Raw genomic sequence first — 21701 nt, forward strand, 5'->3', positions numbered from 1 at the left:
GAACCATCTCTACGCATTTCTTTTATCAATCATTCGTATTGTTTGGCTCGCATTTCCTAGGGGATGGGTAGAGCCGCGGTCTCGACGCTCATCCTATTCCCTCAGGCGTCTCGCCAACAATACGACGTGATATACATGTAATTTTACATTGAAATACTTTAAAAAAAGACCTTTTCGTATCATTGAATGAATCATCTCATTATAAGAAAACTTTGAGATATTTATGTCCTAGCCTGAGTTTTAAGATACATAAGGTTTCATAAGCACTGTTTTTAAGACATTTAACACGTATCGCTCTTTTTGGAGTTAAGCATTTCCAATAAATAATATTATAGTAAGGTTACTCATGGCTTCCATGTTGACCAATTACCTTACCCAACAACGAATCTCTCCAAAAATTAGGGAAGGTTAGTCTCTATTGTGTCTTGTTTTAGACTGAAAATGGGGATTAATGTAAATAAAATTTAAATAAAGCTTTAATTATAAAACCATTGAGATGACACTATTTTTAGTAGGTGGTTATAGTGACTTCTCTGTGCGGGCAGTCTAACTTGAATATAGGAAGGTAGGGAGGTATGATGGAAAGTTCAGTTAATTCTGATATTCATTTACAAGTTGCTATCTTGTGAGGTATGATTAATTTATAAATAAAACAATTATATATACTTATTAAGAGAAGTTGAGGGATTTGGCCTGATGACACTTCAGCAACCACTTAATTTATTAAGTACGGTGCTACAACCAACGAATATTCGAGTGATAAGTCATAATAGATTCTTTTAAGTTGTGTTACCGTATATCAAATTCGGAATGCAACTTTTTTATTTTTTGGGGGAGGGGACGTGACAATGACTAATTATATTGTAGACACTTTGCATTTAGGACCATTTGAAACAGAATCTGGTGAGCGAATTGATGATTTGTTATTACGATACGAATACGTCGGTTATCAGGGACAACCATTAGTATTAGTGTGTCACGCACTAACAGGTAACCATCTTACATATGGAACAAAAGAGCATCCTGGATGGTGGCGTGAAATTATAGATGGAGGATATATGCCGCTTCATGATTATCAGTTTTTGACATTTAACGTTATTGGCAGCCCATTTGGATCGAGTTCATGTGTTACAGATGAGCATTTTCCAAAAAGAATTACGATGAGAGATATTGTCAAAGCAATTGAGATGGGCATAGAAGCATTAGGATTTGAAAAGATTGATGTTTTGATAGGGGCATCGTTAGGTGGGATGCAGGCTTTAGAGTTGCTTTACAATCAAAAGTTTGAAGTTAAAAAAGCAGCCATACTCGCATCAACCGCTAAGACGTCATCCTATAGCCGCGCCTTTAATGAAATCGCACGACAAGCAATTTATCTCGGCGGTGAGGAAGGATTGAGCATTGCGCGGCAACTTGGATTTTTAACATATCGTTCATCTAAAAGTTATGATGCACGATTCACACCAGATGAAGTAGTATCTTATCAAAAGTATCAAGGTGACAAATTCAAACGTGATTTTGATCTAGAGTGTTATTTGACATTATTAGGAGTGCTTGATAGTCACGATATATATCGTGGTCGAGATGATGTTGAGGCAATATTCCAATCATTAGATACTAAAGTATTAACCATTGGATTTAAAGATGATTTACTCTATCCGGATGATCAAATAGTTGCTTTAGGTGAGTCGTTTCAATACCATAGACATTTCTTTGTGACGGATAATGTCGGACATGATGGATTTTTATTAAACTTTAATGACTGGGCCCCTTACTTATATCATTTCTTAAAAGTTTCACGATTCCGTCGTTAAACTTAGACTTGATTGTTACAATTTTGTTATAATCTTATATATGCAAAAATATCGTTAACAAAATAAAAGGGTGTATTTATCAGTTTCATAGTTATTGTCTGTGAGTGTTCTTGAATTTTGATGATTATGCAGTGCCATGAGTTTTGTAGCGATGATTTTGAGAGTTTTGTAATAGCTAAGAGGCAATTGTATTCATATTACAAATCTTGTAAAATATAAATTATATCATAAATTAGTTTGGATGTGGCGTCATTGTTTTCACAAATCAAGCCTAAAGCAACTTTACTAGGCACTTTAGCATTAGCAGTTGTTGCTTTAGCAATGTATTTTGTGCCATTATTAGGAATTATTATTGCGTTTTTTGCAACAATACCGGGCGTTGTCTTATGGTATCGTGCTGTTCAATCATTTGGATTAGCAGCTCTGATTACTATTATTATTGCTACACTAACAGGCAGTATTTTCATCATGACATACATGATTATTCTTTTGAGTGTCAGTGCAGTAATCGGTTATCTCTTGCAAAAACGTGCCTCTAAAGAGCGTATTTTATATATGGCAACATTCGTAGCAAGTATTTTAACACTTGTTGCAATGATGATTTTACAAAGTATTCAAAAACTCCCATATGCAAATGAACTGTTAAAGCCTTATCAAAGTGCAGTAGATCAAACAATTCAAATGCAAAATTTAGATACACAATCTCAAGAGGTGTTAAATGCATCTGTTGAACAACTTGCTGTTCAAATGCCTGGACTTATCGTGATAACTATTGCGTTGTTTTTGATTATTTCATTAATCATTATATGCCCTATTTTACGTAAGTTTAAGGTAGCAACACCTGTTTTTAGACCTCTGTATTTATGGCAAGTGAGACGTTCTGCATTTGCTATATATGCGATTGCATTACTTTTTGGGATTTTAACAGAGCCTGGTACTACAGAACATAGTATCAGTTTGAATTTCCAAATTGTATTAGGCTTTTTGATGGTTATCCAAGGTTTGAGTCTGATTCATTATGTGAGTGCATCGAAGCGTATGCCAAAAGCAGTGTCGATTATCTTTATTATTGTAGGGATTATATTCTACCCATTAACACGTTTAATAGGTTTATTAGATTTAGGGCTCAACTTGAAGCGTATGATCAAAAATAATAAGAGGTGACAAAATGAATCGTCATTCTATGAAAAAAACATTAGCGCTACCTTTTATCGTGATGGCTCTAGTAGCAGTGAGTATTGTCGGCATAGCTTTTTTCTTTAATCAATTATTTGCTTTCATATCAGCGATTACGTTATTCATTATGTTAATTATTAGCATTTTTATATTGCGAAGTGTATTTCATCGATTTGAGTATTACTTAGATGATTTAAGTGGCAAAATTTCAGCAGGTACTGATAGAGCTGTTAAAAAGATGCCAATTGGACTTATTATTTTAGATGAAAATGATCAGATTGATTGGGTTAACCAGTTTATGTCGGATCGTATTGAGCGAAATGTGATTTCTGATCCGATTAATGAGGTTTATCCTAATATATTAAAGCAACTGGATAAAGCAAGAGAAATTGAGATAGAAGACGGGGCTTACATCTATCGCGTGAAATATTCAAAAGATGAAAAAATCTTATATTTCACCGATATTACCGAAGAAGCAGAGATTCAAAAAGCGTATGATGATCAACAACCCATTATTGCGACATTATTTTTAGATAACTACGATGAAATTACACAAAATATGAATGATACACAACGTTCAGAGATAAATACGATGGTGACACGTGTAATCAGTCGATGGGCTCAAGAATACAATGTTTATTTTAAGCGTTACAGCTCTGATCAATTTGTTGCTTACTTAAATCGACGTATATTAGAAGAACTTGAAGAATCAAAGTTTGACATTTTAAGTCAGCTTCGAGAAAAAAGTGTAGGTTATCGGGCGCAATTAACATTGAGTATCGGTATTGGAGAAGGTTCAGAAAACTTAATTGATCTTGGGGAGTTGTCACAGTCAGGGCTTGATTTAGCTTTAGGGCGTGGTGGTGACCAAGTTGCCATTAAGAATATAAATGGGAATGTGCGTTTTTATGGTGGTAAGACTGACCCGATGGAAAAACGGACACGTGTCAGAGCTCGTGTTATTTCACATGCTTTAAAAGATATTCTACTTGAAGGTGACCGTGTTATTGTCATGGGGCATACTCGACCAGATTTAGATGCAATCGGAGCAGCAATTGGTGTAACACGTTTTGCAATGATGAATAATTTAGATGCATACATTGTTTTAAATGAATCTGATATTGATCCGACATTACGTCGTGTCATGGACGAAATCGATCAAAAGCCAGAATTAAAAGAGCGATTCATTACATCTGATGATGCGTGGAATATGATGACTTCTAAAACAACATTAGTCATTGTAGATACACACAAACCAGAAATGGTAATTGATGAGAATATCCTTAACAAAGCGAACCGAAAAGTCGTGATTGACCACCATAGACGTGGTGAACGCTTTATTGCAAACCCATTACTTGTCTATATGGAACCATACGCGAGTTCAACAGCAGAGTTGGTCACTGAACTACTCGAGTATCAGCCTACAGAACAGCGCTTAACCCGTTTAGAGTCAACAGTGATGTATGCAGGTATAATTGTTGATACACGAAACTTTACATTACGTACCGGTTCACGTACATTTGATGCAGCGAGTTACTTGCGAGCACATGGTGCAGATACCATTTTGACACAACATTTCTTAAAAGATGATATCGAAACGTATATTAATCGTTCAGAATTGATTCGCACTGTTGAATTACAAGAACATGGTATTGCTATCGCACACGGCTCAGAAGATAAAATTTATCATCCTGTGACGGTTGCACAAGCTGCAGATGAGTTGTTAAGTTTAGATGGAGTGGAAGCATCCTACGTCATTGCTAAGCGTGAAGACAATTTGATTGGGATTTCAGCGCGTTCATTAGGTGGCTTTAATGTCCAATTAACGATGGAAGCACTTGGCGGTGGTGGGCATCTTACCAATGCAGCGACACAAATCAAAGATGTCACAGTTGAGAATGCTATCGAACAACTACAACAAGCAATTAAGGAACAACTTGATAGGAGTGACGAATCATGAAAGTAATATTCACACAAGATGTCAAAGGGAAAGGTAAAAAAGGAGAAGTAAAAGACGTGCCAGTAGGCTATGCTAAAAACTTCCTACTTAAACAAGGCGTTGCAGTTGAAGCAACACCAGGAAACCTTAAACAATTAGAACAAAAAAATAAACGTATCGAAAAAGAAAAGCAACAAGAGCTTGAAGATGCGAAAGCTTTAAAAGAAAAGTTAAAAGAACTTGAAGTAGAAGTCAAAGCTAAATCAGGTGAAGGTGGAAAGTTATTTGGTTCAGTAAGTACTAAACAAATTGCAGAAGCCTTAAATGACCAACATGGTATTAAACTTGATAAACGTAAAATGGACTTACCAAATGGTATTCATGGTTTAGGCTATACGAATGTGCCAGTGAAATTGCATAGAGATGTTGAAGGCACAATTCGTGTGCATACTATCGAAAAATAATAAAGACGGATAGTCATATGAATGGATGAAGCAGAAATCGGTGTTGATTACTGTTTCATCCATTTTTTAGATAAGATACATAAAGATAAAGTCATATTGATATATGAGTGGATTGTGTTAATATGATTAAGCAAAAAATGTTAAAATAAAGATAATGTATAACTTTTGAGGAGGTCAGATCATGGACGGTATGTTTGAAAATAATCAAATGCCCCATAGTAATGAAGCGGAACAATCTGTATTGGGTGCTATTTTTCTAGATCCAGAATTGATGTCATCTACGCAAGAAATCTTGCTACCTGAATCATTTTATCGAGCAGCACACCAACATATTTTCCGTGCCATGATGAACCTAAATGAAGATGGTAATGATATTGATATTGTAACAGTGTTAGATCGATTGACCCAAGATGGTGTACTAGGGGAGTCTGGAGGGGCACAGTATCTAGCAGAGATTACTTCAAATGTACCAACGACTCGAAATATTCAATATTACACAGATGTTGTCTTCAAAAATGCGATTAAACGTAAGCTTATTCATACCGCTGATAATATTGCACGTGATGGCTATAATAGCGAGCTTGATCTTGATACTATTTTAAATGATGCTGAAAAAAGTATTTTAGAGATTTCATCAACGCGTGAAAGTGAAGGTTTTAAAGATATTCGCGACGTACTTGGCCAAGTATATGATAATGCAGAATCATTAGATCAAAATAGCGGTCAAACGCCAGGTATTCCAACAGGCTATCGCGATTTAGATCAGATGACAGCAGGCTTTAACCGAAATGACTTGATTATTTTGGCAGCTCGACCTTCTGTAGGTAAGACTGCCTTCGCGCTTAATATTGCTCAAAAAGTAGCCACGCATGAAGATCACTATACTGTAGGTATCTTCTCATTAGAGATGGGAGCCGATCAGTTAGCTACGCGTATGATATGTAGTTCAGGCAATGTAGATTCAAATCGATTACGTACAGGAACAATGACTGAAGAAGACTGGAATCGTTTTACCGTTGCAGTTGGTAAGCTATCACGAACTAAAATTTTTATAGATGACACACCAGGTATTCGTATTACAGATATACGTTCTAAATGTCGTCGTCTCAAGCAAGAGCATGGACTCGACATGATTGTGATAGACTACTTACAGTTAATACAAGGGAGTGGCTCTCGTTTTTCTGATAACCGTCAACAAGAAGTGTCTGAAATTTCTAGAATGCTCAAAGCGATTGCACGTGAACTGGAATGTCCGGTTATTGCATTGAGTCAGTTATCACGTGGTGTTGAACAACGTCAAGACAAGCGTCCAATGATGAGTGATATACGTGAATCAGGATCCATTGAGCAAGATGCGGATATCGTTGCATTCCTATATCGCGATGATTACTACAATCGTGGCGGTGACGAAGATGACGATGAGGATGGTGGTTTTGAACCGCAAACGAATGATGAGAATGGCGAAATTGAAATCATCATCGCTAAACAGCGTAACGGTCCAACAGGCACAGTGAAACTCCATTTTATGAAGCAATATAATAAATTCACGGATATTGATTATGCTCATGCAGATATGATGTAAAAAATTAATAAGTCTAAAAACCGTACATTTTAAAAGTTTTGATTTAAAATGTGCGGTTTTTAAATTAGTTTTGATAGCTTTTATATGCTTAAGTATGTTTTTTAAAGGTGTTATAAAATCAATAAAAAGTCTATAAAAGCTGGTGTTATCAGTGTTAAGACCTATTTTAAAAACTTAAAATATAAAGAATGGGTGATAAATATAATGTTCGTTTTTTTAGTTGCAATCATGTAATGGTACTGGTAAAATACACTTTGGTTAATTGAGAAAACTTGGAGGTGCTCTTATGTCATCAATCGTAGTTGTTGGGACACAATGGGGAGACGAAGGAAAAGGTAAGATTACAGACTTTTTAGCAGAACAAGCAGATGTGATTACACGTTTTTCAGGTGGTAATAATGCAGGCCATACTATTAAATTTAACGGTGAAACATATAAGCTACACCTTGTACCATCTGGTATTTTTTACAAAGATAAATTAGCAGTCATTGGTAATGGCGTGGTTGTAGATCCAGTTGCATTATTGAAAGAGTTAGATGGATTAAACGAACGTGGTATTACAACAGATAACTTACGTATTTCTAATCGTGCTCACGTCATTTTACCATATCACCTTAAACAAGATGAATTTGAAGAAGAACGTCGCGGTGAAAATAAAATTGGTACAACGAAAAAAGGAATTGGTCCAGCATACGTTGATAAAGCACAAAGAATCGGAATTCGTATTGCGGATTTATTAGACAGAGACGTATTTGAGCAACGTTTAAAAGAGAATTTAGAATATAAAAATGATTATTTCAAAGGTATGTTTAACCAGCCAGCACCATCGTTTGAAGAAATCTTTGAAACATATTATGCAGCAGGTCAACGTTTGGCGCAATATGTGACTGACACAGCGAAAGTATTAGATGATGCATTTGTTGCAGATGAGCGCGTATTATTTGAAGGAGCGCAAGGTGTAATGCTTGATATTGATCATGGTACATATCCTTTTGTGACATCAAGTAATCCAATCGCAGGTAATGTGACAGTTGGTGCAGGTGTAGGCCCAACTCATGTTTCAAAAGTAGTCGGTGTATGTAAAGCTTATACATCTCGCGTGGGTGATGGTCCATTCCCTACAGAACTGTTTGATGAAGATGGTCATCATATCCGTGAAGTAGGACGAGAGTACGGTACAACAACAGGTCGTCCGCGTCGTGTCGGTTGGTTTGACTCAGTTGTATTACGTCACTCACGTCGCGTAAGTGGTATTACTGATTTATCAATCAATTCAATTGACGTTTTAACTGGATTAGAGACTGTGAAAATTTGTACAGCTTATGAGTTAGACGGCAAGGAGATTACAGAGTATCCTGCCAACTTAAATGATTTAAAACGTTGTAAACCAATTTTCGAAACATTCCCTGGATGGACAGAAGATATTACAAATGTGAAAACAATGGATGAACTGCCAGATAATGCAAGACGTTATTTAGAACGTATTTCAGAATTATGTAATGTGCATATTTCTATTTTTTCAGTAGGTCCAGACCGTAATCAAACAAACATTGTAGAAAATTTATGGGTGTAATTGATAGATAGGTCAGACTTCTGGTAATAGTTCGGGTAGACTCCCTTCTATATCAAAGTTAATAAATACACATAAAGAGCGGCGAAACACTTCGAACTAAGGAGTGCTTCGTCGCTCTTTTATTAATGACTTCAGTCAGTTGAGCACGTAAAACGTGCGAAACAATAAACCACCTGCTATGCGGGTGGGCAACAAAAGTTATACTAAAAAAATCCCTACTTAGCGTTATAATTAAGGTGTTCAAGCCAAATTAATAACGAAAGTAGGGATTTTTTATGGCTAATAAAGCCAAGAGTTTGGCACATACAAAATGGATGTGTAAATACCACATTGTATTTACTCCAAAGTATAGAAGAAAAATCATATACAATCAATACAGACCATCAATTATTGAAATTATAAAGTTATTGTGCAAATACAAAGGTGTGGAGATTATAGAAGGACATATGATGCCAGATCATGTACATCTATTAGTGAGCATCCCACCCAAAATAAGCGTTTCAAGCTTTATGGGGTATTTAAAAGGTAAAAGCGCTTTGATGATATTTGATAGACATGCAAATTTGAAATACAAATTTGGAAATCGTCACTTTTGGGCAGAAGGGTATTATGTAAGTACAGTTGGATTAAATGAAGCCACAATAAAAAAATATATACAGAATCAAGAAAAACACGATAAAGCGATTGATAAGTTGAGCGTAAGAGAATATGAAGACCCTTTTAAGGGTTATTGAAGTTAGTCAAAAGCCTCTTTAGAGGCTAGCTAAAGAGACAATGGCATTTTGGCTTGAGCATGAAATGAAAAAGCCAGCGCCTTTAGACGCTAGCCGGTAAAGCGGGCTTATAGCCCAAGAGCAAACCACCCGTTTTACGGGTGGTCCTGATTAGTGAACATAGGTTTAATGCTTTATTGTGGTTAGTATGGCTACATCATATCTTTTAAGCTTAAGCCTTGCGAGGTATCATGTAGACATACATGATGTGATTGTATTAGTGGATATCACGTTTTTTATGGTTACCCCCACGGACTTCAGAAACGTTACCAATTGATAAAAAGGCACTTTGATCAATATCAGTAACGATATCCTTTAACTTTGCTTCTTCAAGACGTGTGATTACGCAAAAAATAACACGTTTTGTTTCACCTGTGTAGGCGCCTTCTCCATGCAAATATGTCACGCCACGACCTAATCGTGAATTGATGGCTTCACCAATCTCTTTATAGTTGTCGCTAATAATCCATACAGACTTCGATTCATCAAACCCTAATAAAACAGTATCAATCATTTTTGAGGCAATGAAATACGATACAACACTAAATAAAGCACTTTCCCACGTAAAAACAAAACCAGCAACTGTAAAAATAAAAAAGTTAATAATCATCACAATTTCACCAACTGAAAATGGTAAGCGTGATTGAACGAGAATAGACAATATTTCAGTGCCGTCTAACGAACCACCGTATCGCAATACCATACCAACACCAATACCTAGAATAGCACCACCAAAAATGGTAACTAAAAATTTTTCATCAATAACAGGTGGAATGGGATGGAGCAATGCTGTTCCAATTGATAAAACAGTAATAGCATAAAGTGTTGAAATCGCAAAAGTTTTACCAATTTGTTTATAACCGAGAAAGAAAAACGGTAAATTGAGAATAAAGATAAAGATACCTAACTTCCATCCTAGAAGATGCGATAGGATGATTGAGATTCCGACAATACCGCCATCGAGAAGCTGATTAGGTACTAAAAATAACTCTAATGCAGCCGCCATTAACAAAGACCCTAGTGTAATAAAAAAGAAGCGAGATAAAAATTGTTTCATCTTACGAGGCTTTTCAGGCTTATAAGATACATCCGAATTTGCTTGTGATATCATATGTTGTCCCCCTTTAAACTTCCTATGAAAAATTATACAAAAAAAATCGAAAAAAATCTTGTCAACGTGATTTGATGATGCTATAATAATTTTTGTGTTCAAGAGAGGCTCCTTGGTCAAGCGGTTAAGACACCGCCCTTTCACGGCGGTAACACGGGTTCGAGTCCCGTAGGAGTCACCATTATATTTAGGTCCCGTAGTGGAGCGGTTTAACACGCCTGCCTGTCACGCAGGAGATCGCGGGTTCGATTCCCGTCGGGACCGCTACTTAAGCGACAAAATCATGTTGAATGATTTTGTCGCTTTTTTATATAAAAAGGGAAGGAATATAAGCCTTAGTAATCGAAAAATTTCGAAGTTTTACCATTAATTAAATGATACAAAAGTGTATATTAATAGTGAATGATTACATGCATAAGCGAAGTGATATCATACAAAGTTTTATCATAAAACGAAGCGCTAAGACGCATTTTAATTAAAAATCATCTTAGCGCTATTTATTTTGGAATTGATGTCCCAGTCTCCAGAAAAGGTAATGCGCAAACTCAAAGCGCAATCTCAACAACCTTATATAATAGCTAACATTTTTTCTAGGCTTCGTTTTGCATAAAATGCTGTTTCATCATCGATTTTAATGATATTGTCATGTTGATTGTTTACAATTTTATCGAGACACCAAGCAAGATGGGGGAGGTCTATCCGATTCATTGTTAAACATGAGCACATTAATGGATTAAGCGATTCGATTTCAATATGTGTATAGGTTGCTTTTAAGCGATTGACTAAGTTCATTTCTGTTCCTATGCGCCATCGTGAGCCTTTGGGAGCATTTTTGATGGTTTCGATAATATAACGCGTAGAACCGGCATAATCAGATGCTTGCACGACATCAAAAGTACATTCTGGATGAACGATAACATTAATGTCAGGATCTTTTTCGCGTGCGATTTCAATATGTGATTTATGAAACTTTTCATGTACGGAACAATGGCCTTTCCACAAAATTATACGTAATGCTTCGAAATTTCCATCATATTCCAACCTTTTTTGGATAGGATCCCATATTGCCATCTGTTCTAAAGGAACGCCAAGCTCATATGCGGTATTGCGCCCTAAATGTTGATCGGGTAAGAATAAAATCGTTTTCTGTTGTTCAAGTGCCCAAGTGACGACAGCTTTGGCATTGCCACTTGTTAAACATGTTCCATCATGTTGACCAACATATTTTTTTATCGCTGCTGTTGAGTTTACATATGTTAATGGCAAAATATCAAAGTGATACGTATGAGTCAATACGTCATGACAGTGCAAAACTTGGGTAATATTGGCCATGTCAGCCATTGAACAACCAGCTGTTAAATCAGGCAAATAAATGGTCTGATGATGATCTGTTAAAATATCTGCTGTTTCAGCCATGAAGTGAACCCCATTAAAGACAAAATATTCGGCGTCTTGATTTTCTTTACAAATACGCGCAAGTTCTAAAGAATCGCCTGTAATATCTGCAAATTGAACAACTTCATCTTTTTGATAATGGTGCGTTGGCATGAAAAGACGGTTCCCTAGTTCATCTTTGATACGTTGAATATGTTGTTCCAAGTCTGTTTGAGACATTTTGAGATAGCGATCGGGTATTGATTGAATGGTAGTTTGGATAGGGTTAAACATTTACATCACAACCTTTGCTGAAATATCGAGTGCTTTTTGACCGTAAAATAAAGCGCCCACTGAAATAAAGTCTACGCCTGTCGATGCATAAGCTTCTATATTAGTAGTATTAATATTGCCAGATGCTTCAGTTTGAATCGTATCAGGAACGAGATGGATATGTGATTGAATCCATTCTGGGGTTTGATTGTCGAACATAATGATGTCTACATTTGATCGAATAGCAGCTTGGAGCATAGATTCATTTTCAATCTCGATTTCGATTTTATCCATAGGACCTAGAAAAGATTTGGCTTTTTCGATTGCGTTTTCTACTGATGCGCTATACGCAATATGATTATCTTTCAGCATCAACCCATCATTGAGTGAACGGCGGTGATTGTAGCCTCCTCCAACAGTGACGGCGTACTTTTCAAATATTGCAAGCCCTGGTGTGGTTTTACGTGTGTCCACAAGACGCGTTGTAGTATGAGCAATCTTAGTTGCTAAGTCGTGTGTTGCAGATGCAATTCCAGACATACGTTGGATTAGATTCAGTACAATGCGTTCCATCGTTAACAATACATGGACTGGTGCATTAATAGTGGCGATAACTGTACCTGGCATAATAGTACTACCATCGTCTATTTTCATATCAATTGTAGCGTTAGGCTCTAACAAGCGAAATCCTTCTTCGATAACGGCAGTACCGCAAAAAACACCTGTATCTTTGGATAATAAGGTTAAAGTGCCAGTGTGTTGCTGATCAAAAATACGTGATGCAAGGTCGCCTTGTTGGTTATCTTCTATGTAAAACTGTCGAAGTTTCTCTCTGACGAGTAATCGATTGAACATCTTTATTGCCTCCATTATATATTTCTGTTATCTGGTACGTATCATCTTGATTTGGATAGTCGATTCGATAATGTACACCACGTGACGCTTGATGCTTTAGAGCGGCATGCGCTACTATTTGTAATAGTTTGAGCGTGCAGTAATGTTGCCAATTGTCTAGTGTGAGGGTAGTCGTCATAGATGCACATTTCAGGGCCGAATCTATTTGAGAGATAAAAATCGCTATATCTTTGCCGTTTCTTTCAACGCCTAAAATTGAACTACTCTGATTTTGCAATATTTGGACGGTTTGGGCATCTACTTTCGGAATTACTAACGGTTCATAGTGCACTTTTGTTTGAATAGGGTTCAAGTGACTTTGTATATATTTAGCGCATTGAACGCCCATCACCAAACCTTCAAGCAAAGAATTACTCGCTAAACGATTAGCCCCATGAAAATGAGTGCATGCCGCTTCACCAATAGCAAAAAATCGTGACAATTGTGTGCGTCCATTCATAGAAGCTTTGATACCGCCAATTGTGTAGTGAGCCCCGAGCGTGACAGGGATACGTTGTGTTATAAAGATGGACGGATCATAGGCTTTGATGGACTTTGCAATGGTAGGAAAACGTTCGGTGAAGTGGTGAACTTGACTGATGTCTAAATAACATTGATGACCTTGCTTTTGTTGATGAAAGATAGCACGACTTGTGATGTCTCTTGGCGCAAGACTCTTTAAAGGATGTACAGAGTCCATAAAAGGTATGTCATGCTCGTTAACTAACATAGCTCCTGCTCCACGAACTGCTTCAGACACCAATCCATATGCACGTTGCGGTGTGCCAAGCAATGTCGGATGAAACTGTATCATTTCCATATTTTGAAGTGGCACACGATGATGAAAGGCAAGGATAGCACCTGTTGATATCGATGTTCTTTGATTTGAACTCGGTGTAAACAAATTACTGATGCCACCTGTTGCACAAACGACAGCATCGCCTTCAATGAGACGCTTTTCGCCATGATGATTGAGTGCGACAACGCCGCAGACTTCTTGATGTTCATTTCGGATGAGGTCAACTACTTCCATATTTTCAATAAGTGTTAAGTTATCAGTGTATAAATGTGATGCGAGATGTTTGGCAATTATACGGCCGGTTTGATCACCGCCAGCGTGTAAGATTCGGGCATGACTATGGGCACCTTCCATCCCATATAGCAAATCGCCTTGAGTGTTGCAATCAAAAGGGAGACCTTCGTCAATTAACTGTTGAATAATTGCATCACTCTCTGATATAAACGATCGAATGACTGCAAGATCTCCAGAATGAACGCCTGCATGATAGGTATCATCAATGTGACTTTGTCCTTGATCCTCTTCATATTTCGAAAAACATATGCCACCTTGTGCATCATAGCTATTATTGTCGTTAAGTTTATTTTGGGTAATACATGTGATTTGAATATCATGGTTTAACTGCCGCATCAATGCTAAAGCAGCTATGCCACTGCCAATGACGATAACGTGCATTGTTTACACCTCTATTTACATTAGTATTTACAATTATGTTAACATTAAAGTACACAATGATTCTGACATAGATAAAACATAAATGCAAGAGGGGATAACGCACATGATTTATTTGGATAATGCAGCGACAACACAACCGACAAAACGTGCCTTAGAAATATATCAACAAGCTCAACACCAGTTGTTTTATAATAGTGAGAGTTTACATATAGGTGGGGAAAAAGTTAAAAATGCACTAACGCAAGCACGTACATTTGTACAACAATATTTTCAATCTACAAAAGAAGTTTTATTTGGAACGAGTGGTTCTCATGTCAATGAAATCGCGATACATCTCTATTTAAAACATCAAACTTCAGGACAAGTATGGGTGTCACCTTATGAACATCCTTCTATTACAGCAGCACTTGAAGCATATCGAGATAGACTAGAGATTCAAACGATACCCCTAACTGAAATGGGAGAAATTGATATACCGACATTTCAAACGCTTGTAACAGAGCAAACTGTACTCATCATCACTCAGCATGTTAACTCTGAAACAGGATACATCTTACCGATTCAGCAGATTGCCCAAATCGCCAAACAATGGAATATTCCATTTCATGTAGATGGGGTACAAGCTGTGCATAAAGTTCCGTCGATTTCCATTGATAGTTTTACTTCATATAGTTTTTCAGGACATAAAATTCATGGAACTAAGGGAAGCGGTGTACTGATGATAGATTACGCCTATATCCATCCATATAATGCGCATTATTTTCATGAACAAGGTGTTAGAAATGGCACAATGGATGTTCCTAGTATTTTGGCTACAGTTCAAGCCCTTTCAGAACCGAGTGACTATAATCATTTGCAGCGCTTATATCAACATGCTGTTCAAAGAGCAACAGAGTTAGAGTTTCGCATCTTAAAATATAACGCTCAAGCACCGCACATTCTCGGACTGATTACGCCTAAATATGAAGGACAATATATGATGCAAATGTTATCAAATCGAAACATTTGTATCTCTACAGGGACAGCCTGTGGTCATGGTATACTGATGAGTAATGGTGTTACACAAAAGATAAAAGCTTCTGATGGAGAAGTTTATCAGTATATTAGGGTGTCATTTGCATCATTTACGACTCTTGAAGAGATTGATACGTGTTTTGATGTCATGGCAAATATCCTATATGAAGGAGGTTCTCAATGAACTCAGCAGACGAGAGAAGAATGAAAATGATTCGATGTCTTGAAGAATCAGATCAGCCTATCAAAGGCTACGAATTGAGCAGTTTATTTGGTGTTTCAAGACAAGTAATAGTCAAAGATATCTCATATCTTAAAACACAAAATTATTCAATATTTTCATCTAGTAAGGGGTACTACATGAACCCTGAACCACAAGGGAAACCCTACAAACGCATAATTATGTGTCAGCATGAAAAATGGGAAATAGAAGAGGAATTGACGACTATTATTGAAAACGGTGCGATGATTGATAACGTTTCAGTCGAGCATCCGGTGTATGGAACATTACAAGCAGAGCTTATGATTGAGACAATGACGCACGTTCGTACTTTTGTAGATAACATGAACAAATATCAAGGGACAATGCTTGCGAAACTGACAGATATGATTCACCTGCATACCATATCAGCAGACTCTGAAAAAATGCTTGATAATGCGATCAAAGATTTGGAAGATAAAGGTTTCTTAGTGGACATCGAAGAGAAAAATAAATGAAATGTAAATACTATTAAAATGGGAAGTTAACCTATTAATATGTTTTAAAGTTGAAATAGTAGAGGTGTATCATGAATGGAACAAACGGATGAACTACGTGTAGCGGTGGCGGCGATGATTTTAAATGATGACAACCAAGTGCTCCTTCAACATCGTAAGGATGTGGAAAAGTGGGGTGTCTTATCAGGTCATGTCGAGATGGGCGAAACAGTTTCAGAAGCAATGATTCGTGAAGCTAAAGAAGAGGCGAATATTGATATACAAATCGACCATTTAATTGGTGTATATTCTGAACCAGAGTCCCAAACTTTCAAATACCCAGACGGTAAAATCGAACAGTTTGTGACTATTTATTTTTTAGCAACGGTTACTGGAGGGACACTCAAAAGTAATCCAGATGAATCTTTAGCATTTCAATATTTTGATGTTGATGAATTACCTACACCATTACTCAATATGCATCCAAAATGGTTAGAAGATGCGCTCGCCTTAAAAAAGGAAGCTTTTATACGATAAAGATTTCCTGGGAAATGAACGATAGTCCGGACTTAGCGGTATTTTCTTCTAAGAAATGAGGAAGCTTTATCAAACGATAGCGTGTGATAAAATTTTAGACCGTAAAATAATGTAAACAGGCTATCATTGATTTAGAAAAGCCACATACTCAAATTAAAAGTAAGGATTACAATTTGGCGTTATATCTGGGTCATTGTCAGCTTGGATGTGATACTAAATCGCTTTGATAGATTGACGCATGTTTCTATCGTGCAACAGTGAAATGATAGAATTCATTTGTTTTTAATGATACATTATAAGGTATAGGAATGTGCCAATTTGGCAACGTAACGTATTGTATTATTTTAGAAATGGGGTCATGTCGAATGGCAAGAAAAATTGTCGTAGTTGATGATGAGAAACCGATTGCAGATATATTAGAATTCAATTTAAAAAAAGAAGGCTATGATGTATTTGTAGCTTATGATGGTAATGATGCGGTAGATTTAATTTATGAAAAAGAACCGGATATCGTATTATTAGATATTATGCTACCAGGTCAAGATGGTATGGAAGTCTGTCGTGAAGTCCGTAAGAAGTATGATATGCCAATTATTATGCTTACTGCTAAAGATTCAGAGATTGACAAAGTGCTCGGTCTTGAACTGGGTGCAGATGATTATGTGACAAAGCCTTTTAGTACACGTGAGCTAATCGCTCGTGTTAAGGCTAACTTACGTCGACATTATGCACAACCAACTCCAGAAGAAACAACACAATCGAATGAAATTAAAATTAAAGATATTGTGATTTATCCAGATGCCTATTCAATCAAAAAGCGCGGTGAAGATATTGATCTGACACACCGTGAGTTTGAGCTTTTCCATTATTTATCTCGTCATATGGGACAAGTAATGACGCGTGAACATTTATTACAAACAGTATGGGGATATGATTATTTCGGTGACGTCCGAACAGTTGACGTAACCATCCGTCGATTGCGTGAGAAAATTGAAGATGATCCATCTCATCCGGACTATATTGTTACTCGACGTGGCGTTGGATATTTTCTCCAGCAACATGATTAGAGGGTTGTATCTATGAAATGGTTAAAACAGTTTCAATCATTACATACGAAACTTGTCATTGTATATGTTTTGCTGATTATCATTGGGATGCAAATTATCGGACTATATTTTACAAACAGTCTTGAAAAAGAAATGACCAACACATTTAAAACGAATATTTCTCAAAATGCAAAACAAATCGAGCTCAGTATCGAAAAAATTTATACAAGTGATACGGCAACTGCGACAAGAGATGTTCAAAATTTATTGAATGAATATGCGAATCGTAATGAGATGATTGAAATCCGATTTATCGATGCAGACCAAGTGATTTTGGCAACATCTAAACAATCGAATCGTCATATTATCAATCAAAAGGCAAATGAAAGTTCAATCCAAAAAGCACTCTCGCTAAAGCAAGAGAACTCAGATACGGTACTTAAAGATTATGGTAAAGGTAAACAACGTGTATGGATTAAAAATATGCCTGTTATTACGAAAGATGGCTTAATTGGCAATATATATATCGAATCAGATATCAATCAAGTATATGACCAATTAAGTGATATTAATCAAATCTTTATCGTCGGTACTGCTATTTCATTGATTATCACGGTCATATTAGGCTTTTTCATTGCCCGCACTATTACAAAACCAATTACAGATATGCGGAACCAGACTGTTGAGATGTCTAAAGGGAACTATACCCAACGCGTCAAAATATACGGTAATGACGAAATCGGTGAACTTGCACTCGCTTTTAATAATTTATCCAAGCGTGTTCAAGAAGCCCAGGCGAATACAGAAAGTGAAAAGAGACGTCTTGATTCTGTTATTACACATATGAGCGATGGCGTTATTGCGACAGATCGTCGAGGCCGTATTCGTATTATTAATGATATGGCACTCAAAATGCTCGGCAAAGCAAAAGAAGACGTGCAAGGCCAACATCTTTTTGACGTTCTCGATGTACATGAAGAATTTACATTAGAAGAACTGAATGAAAATAATGACAGTGTCTTATTGGATATCAATGAAGAAGAAGGTATTATTGTTCGTGCTAACTTTAGTACCATTATTCAAAATACAGGATTTGTGACAGGGTATATTGCTGTATTACATGATGTTACCGAACAACAACAAATTGAACGAGAGCGTCGCGAATTTGTCGCAAACGTATCTCACGAATTACGCACACCTCTGACGTCAATGAATAGCTACATTGAAGCACTTGAAGAAGGGGCTTGGCGTGATGAGTCAATTGCACCACAGTTCTTATCAGTTACACGCGAAGAAACAGAACGCATGATTCGTCTGGTTAATGATTTATTACATTTATCGAAAATGGACAATGAATCTGAACAGATTACTAAAGAGATTGTTGACTTTAATATGTTTATTCACAAAATCATCAATCGTCATGAGATGGCAACTAAAGATACGATTTTCGTCAGAGATATTCCAAGAGAAGCTATTTTTGCAGAGATTGATCCTGATAAAATGACACAAGTGTTTGATAATGTCATTACGAATGCGATTAAATATTCACGGGGACAAAAGCGCGTCGAGTTCCACGTGAAACAAAATACAGTCCATAAGCGAATGACCATCCGGATTAAAGATAATGGCATCGGTATCCCTATTAATAAAGTAGACAAAATCTTTGATCGTTTCTTCCGAGTAGATAAAGCGCGTACGCGTAAAATGGGAGGGACTGGTTTAGGATTAGCGATTTCGAAAGAGATTGTTGAAGCGCATAAAGGCCGAATTTGGGCGAATAGTGTTGAAGGACAAGGGACATCGGTATTTATTACGTTACCGTGTGAAGTGATTGATGAGGGGGATTGGGATGCAGACTAAAGAAATCATCAAGTCCATCTTACTAGCTTTACTCGTCTTATCCAGTGTCATTTTAACCGTGATGATATGGAATTTTTCACCGGATTTGACAGATGCAGATAGTACAGATCAAAGCAATTCAACTAAAGCGATAGGACCTAGGTTTAATCATGATTTTGATGAAATCATTACCCCCCTTCAAATGGTACACGTCGAGAATTCAACGATTAAAGGCTCACCCGCGACAAGTCGGGTGAATCAGTTTTTAAGCCTTTTAAGCGAAGAACATATTACAAAAGTAGAAGACATTCAAAACGAGCAAGTGATTTTACTAAGAGATTTAAGTGATAATTTACTTATTTTAGACTACCCTACAGACATCCCGCTGTCAGTATATTTAAATGATGTTTTTGATATATCGGTAAAAGTACCAGATCGATTCATGTTTGATAGATTAGTGCTAGACTTAAATGATCGCCAAGAAGTCATCATTTATGCGCTGCAGTCTGACCGACAACGTGCGATTAAATTGACGACCTCTATCAATGCAAATGACATGATGCAACGATTAAAGTCACTTAATCAAGATTTACAACCATACACAGACATCATCACAGATCGAACAGCCATTAATAAAGCGACATATCTATATGCACCAAAAGAACCTAAAGACATCAAGTCATATCGTACCATTTTTAATAGTATTAATGTGGAAGATCTAAACGCAATACTATTTGATGATACACCTATTGTAAGAACAGCTAATAGTGGCAACATGACTTATAACAACAATACAGGTGTAGTCAGCTATGATATTGAAAAGCAAACCTATGATTATACGAACTTGTCAGAAGACGATTTAAGTACACGTAATATGACAATTAGTATTCCAAGAACGATAGATTTTATTAATAAGCACGGTGGATTCACAGATGATTTTCGATTGTTTCAAGCGAATCACAAAAAAGGTGAAATCACCTATCAAATGTTTCAAGATGGGCGTCCGATTTTTTATTCAAATCAGCTCAATCAAATCCGTACAATCTGGGGTGAACGAGGCCTTTTTGAATATAGCCGAGGGTTGCTAAAAACAAACGTCACTATCGATAACGGTGAAAAAGATTTAGAAGGTGCTGAAGAAGTGAGAGCTGCATTAGCCAATAACAACGAGATTGACTTTACACAAGTGGAGCACATGATAGTAGGTTATAAAATGAAAACAAAAAAAGGACCAGAAAGTGCCCAAGATGTTCAAAATAGCAGTCAATTTATACCAGTTTGGTTTATTCAGTATCATAATCAGTGGTATGAATATCAAGACGGGGAGTTGATTGAAACGTGAACTGGAAACGTGCAAAAACACTTTTTATTATTGTGTTTCTCCTCGCTAATATATGTTTAGTGTCAGTGTATATTAATAAGGTCAATAAATCACAAGTCAATGATGCTGAAAATGATAATGCAGTTAACTTTGAACAAGAGAATATTAAATTGCCTAAAAATATCCCCAACACTCAAGGTGTCAAGATGCAACTTATTACAGCACGGTCCAAAGATTTTGGCAAAGAAGCGGAAACAGATGATGATGCAGAATCAAGCGATGACGGTCATACCATCTCAAAAGAAATGGATGAAGCGGTCAACGTGAAACAAGATCCTATCACGCACCTTAAACCATATGTCGATGATAACGTATATAAGGGATCTTCATATCAATATCATGAAACAGACAATAATGAAATTCATTATGAGCAAACGTATAAAGGTTTTCCAATTATGAATAATAATCGAGCTGATTTGAGTTTCAAAGTAGATGGTGATAACGTCAAAAGCTATACCCAGTCAGCTATGGAAGACATCCGGCCGTCTAAAGGGTCAAATAATCAACCCAGAGATGTCATTTCAGCACGTGACGCAATTGAAGCATTGTACTATAATCAATACCTTGCGAGTGGGCAAGAAGTATTGAGTATGCGATTAGGATACTATACAGTCGTTAAAGAAACGAACGTACAAGTGCTTCAAGCTAACTGGGAAATCAAAGTCAATGATGGAAAAGAGATACACACTTACTATGTAGAAGCCGTATCATCTAATCCACAAATTACAGAATAATAGAAAG

18 protein-coding genes, 2 tRNA genes and 1 riboswitch are annotated in these 21701 nt (G+C 36.7%); of the genes, 16 read left to right on the forward strand and 4 right to left on the reverse strand.

Annotation, left to right across the window (positions count from 1 at the left end; genetic code table 11):
- Nucleotides 1-663: 663 nt before the first annotated feature.
- Nucleotides 664-766: riboswitch (SAM riboswitch) on the forward strand.
- A gap of 82 nt (nt 767-848) precedes the next feature.
- The 7 genes from metX to tnpA all read left to right on the forward strand — a co-directional run bounded on the left by metX (nt 849) and on the right by tnpA (nt 9282).
- A complete protein-coding gene (metX, locus tag C7J90_RS03040) occupies nt 849-1814 on the forward strand; it encodes a homoserine O-acetyltransferase MetX (protein ID WP_103209154.1) in 966 nt (321 codons plus the stop codon).
- A gap of 243 nt (nt 1815-2057) precedes the next feature.
- The gene (locus C7J90_RS03045; RefSeq protein ID WP_238615269.1) at nt 2058-2978 is read left to right on the forward strand and encodes a DUF2232 domain-containing protein; all 921 of its coding nucleotides are present in this window, start codon (nt 2058-2060) and stop codon (nt 2976-2978) included.
- Nucleotides 2979-2982: 4 nt separating this feature from the next.
- A complete protein-coding gene (locus C7J90_RS03050; RefSeq protein WP_103209150.1) occupies nt 2983-4950 on the forward strand; it encodes a DHH family phosphoesterase in 1968 nt (655 codons plus the stop codon).
- Nucleotides 4947-5393 carry a 50S ribosomal protein L9 gene (gene rplI / locus C7J90_RS03055; RefSeq protein WP_103209148.1) on the forward strand — a complete coding sequence of 149 codons (447 nt, stop codon included), beginning with the start codon at nt 4947-4949 and terminating at the stop codon, nt 5391-5393. Before C7J90_RS03050 ends, rplI begins: the two co-directional genes overlap by 4 nt.
- A gap of 181 nt (nt 5394-5574) precedes the next feature.
- Entirely contained in the window at nt 5575-6975 is a 1401-nt protein-coding gene (dnaB, locus tag C7J90_RS03060; protein WP_103209147.1) for a replicative DNA helicase, read from the forward strand.
- A gap of 286 nt (nt 6976-7261) precedes the next feature.
- Nucleotides 7262-8548, forward strand: a complete 1287-nt coding sequence (locus C7J90_RS03065; RefSeq protein ID WP_103209145.1) for an adenylosuccinate synthase — start codon at nt 7262-7264, stop codon at nt 8546-8548.
- 275 nt (nt 8549-8823) lie between these two features.
- Nucleotides 8824-9282: an IS200/IS605 family transposase gene (gene tnpA, locus C7J90_RS03070; RefSeq protein WP_106465080.1), complete on the forward strand. Its 459-nt coding sequence runs from the start codon at nt 8824-8826 to the stop codon at nt 9280-9282.
- A 256-nt stretch (nt 9283-9538) separates the two neighbouring features.
- Here the strand turns inward: tnpA and C7J90_RS03075 are convergent, their stop codons facing one another.
- The gene (locus C7J90_RS03075) at nt 9539-10432 is read right to left on the reverse strand and encodes a YitT family protein (RefSeq protein WP_103208661.1); all 894 of its coding nucleotides are present in this window, start codon (nt 10430-10432) and stop codon (nt 9539-9541) included.
- Between the two features lie 106 nt (nt 10433-10538).
- On the opposite strand from C7J90_RS03075, the gene C7J90_RS03080 reads away from it, so the two are divergent.
- Nucleotides 10539-10613, forward strand: a tRNA-Glu gene (locus tag C7J90_RS03080).
- A 9-nt stretch (nt 10614-10622) separates the two neighbouring features.
- Nucleotides 10623-10696: transfer RNA gene (locus C7J90_RS03085), tRNA-Asp, on the forward strand.
- 303 nt (nt 10697-10999) lie between these two features.
- Here the strand turns inward: C7J90_RS03085 and nadA are convergent.
- From nadA to C7J90_RS03100, 3 genes are read right to left on the reverse strand one after another with little or no spacing between them, the layout of a single operon-like run.
- Nucleotides 11000-12100 carry a quinolinate synthase NadA gene (gene nadA, locus C7J90_RS03090; protein WP_103208663.1) on the reverse strand — a complete coding sequence of 367 codons (1101 nt, stop codon included), beginning with the start codon at nt 12098-12100 and terminating at the stop codon, nt 11000-11002.
- On the reverse strand, nt 12101-12934 hold the full coding sequence (gene nadC, locus C7J90_RS03095) for a carboxylating nicotinate-nucleotide diphosphorylase (protein ID WP_103208664.1): 834 nt from the start codon (nt 12932-12934) through the stop codon (nt 12101-12103).
- Nucleotides 12879-14447, reverse strand: coding sequence for an L-aspartate oxidase (locus C7J90_RS03100; protein WP_103208666.1), 1569 nt, complete (start codon nt 14445-14447; stop codon nt 12879-12881). The genes nadC and C7J90_RS03100 overlap by 56 nt, the downstream gene beginning before the upstream one ends.
- A gap of 103 nt (nt 14448-14550) precedes the next feature.
- Between C7J90_RS03100 and C7J90_RS03105 the strand changes: the two genes are divergently transcribed.
- From C7J90_RS03105 to C7J90_RS03135, 7 genes are all read left to right on the forward strand, one after another.
- Nucleotides 14551-15645, forward strand: a complete 1095-nt coding sequence (locus tag C7J90_RS03105; protein ID WP_103208668.1) for a cysteine desulfurase family protein — start codon at nt 14551-14553, stop codon at nt 15643-15645.
- Nucleotides 15642-16178, forward strand: a complete 537-nt coding sequence (locus tag C7J90_RS03110) for a transcription repressor NadR (protein ID WP_103208670.1) — start codon at nt 15642-15644, stop codon at nt 16176-16178. The genes C7J90_RS03105 and C7J90_RS03110 overlap by 4 nt, the downstream gene beginning before the upstream one ends.
- A gap of 75 nt (nt 16179-16253) precedes the next feature.
- Nucleotides 16254-16694: an NUDIX domain-containing protein gene (locus C7J90_RS03115; RefSeq protein ID WP_103208672.1), complete on the forward strand. Its 441-nt coding sequence runs from the start codon at nt 16254-16256 to the stop codon at nt 16692-16694.
- A gap of 365 nt (nt 16695-17059) precedes the next feature.
- A complete protein-coding gene (gene yycF / locus C7J90_RS03120) occupies nt 17060-17761 on the forward strand; it encodes a response regulator YycF (RefSeq protein ID WP_103208673.1) in 702 nt (233 codons plus the stop codon).
- A gap of 12 nt (nt 17762-17773) precedes the next feature.
- Nucleotides 17774-19600, forward strand: coding sequence for a cell wall metabolism sensor histidine kinase WalK (walK, locus tag C7J90_RS03125; protein WP_103208675.1), 1827 nt, complete (start codon nt 17774-17776; stop codon nt 19598-19600).
- Nucleotides 19590-20921, forward strand: a complete 1332-nt coding sequence (locus C7J90_RS03130) for a YycH family regulatory protein (protein WP_103208677.1) — start codon at nt 19590-19592, stop codon at nt 20919-20921. The genes walK and C7J90_RS03130 overlap by 11 nt, the downstream gene beginning before the upstream one ends.
- Nucleotides 20918-21694, forward strand: coding sequence for a two-component system regulatory protein YycI (locus C7J90_RS03135; RefSeq protein WP_103208679.1), 777 nt, complete (start codon nt 20918-20920; stop codon nt 21692-21694). The genes C7J90_RS03130 and C7J90_RS03135 overlap by 4 nt, the downstream gene beginning before the upstream one ends.
- Nucleotides 21695-21701: the final 7 nt, after the last annotated feature.

It is taken from the genome of Staphylococcus felis, from assembly GCF_003012915.1.
GTDB classification, from domain to species: domain Bacteria; phylum Bacillota; class Bacilli; order Staphylococcales; family Staphylococcaceae; genus Staphylococcus; species Staphylococcus felis.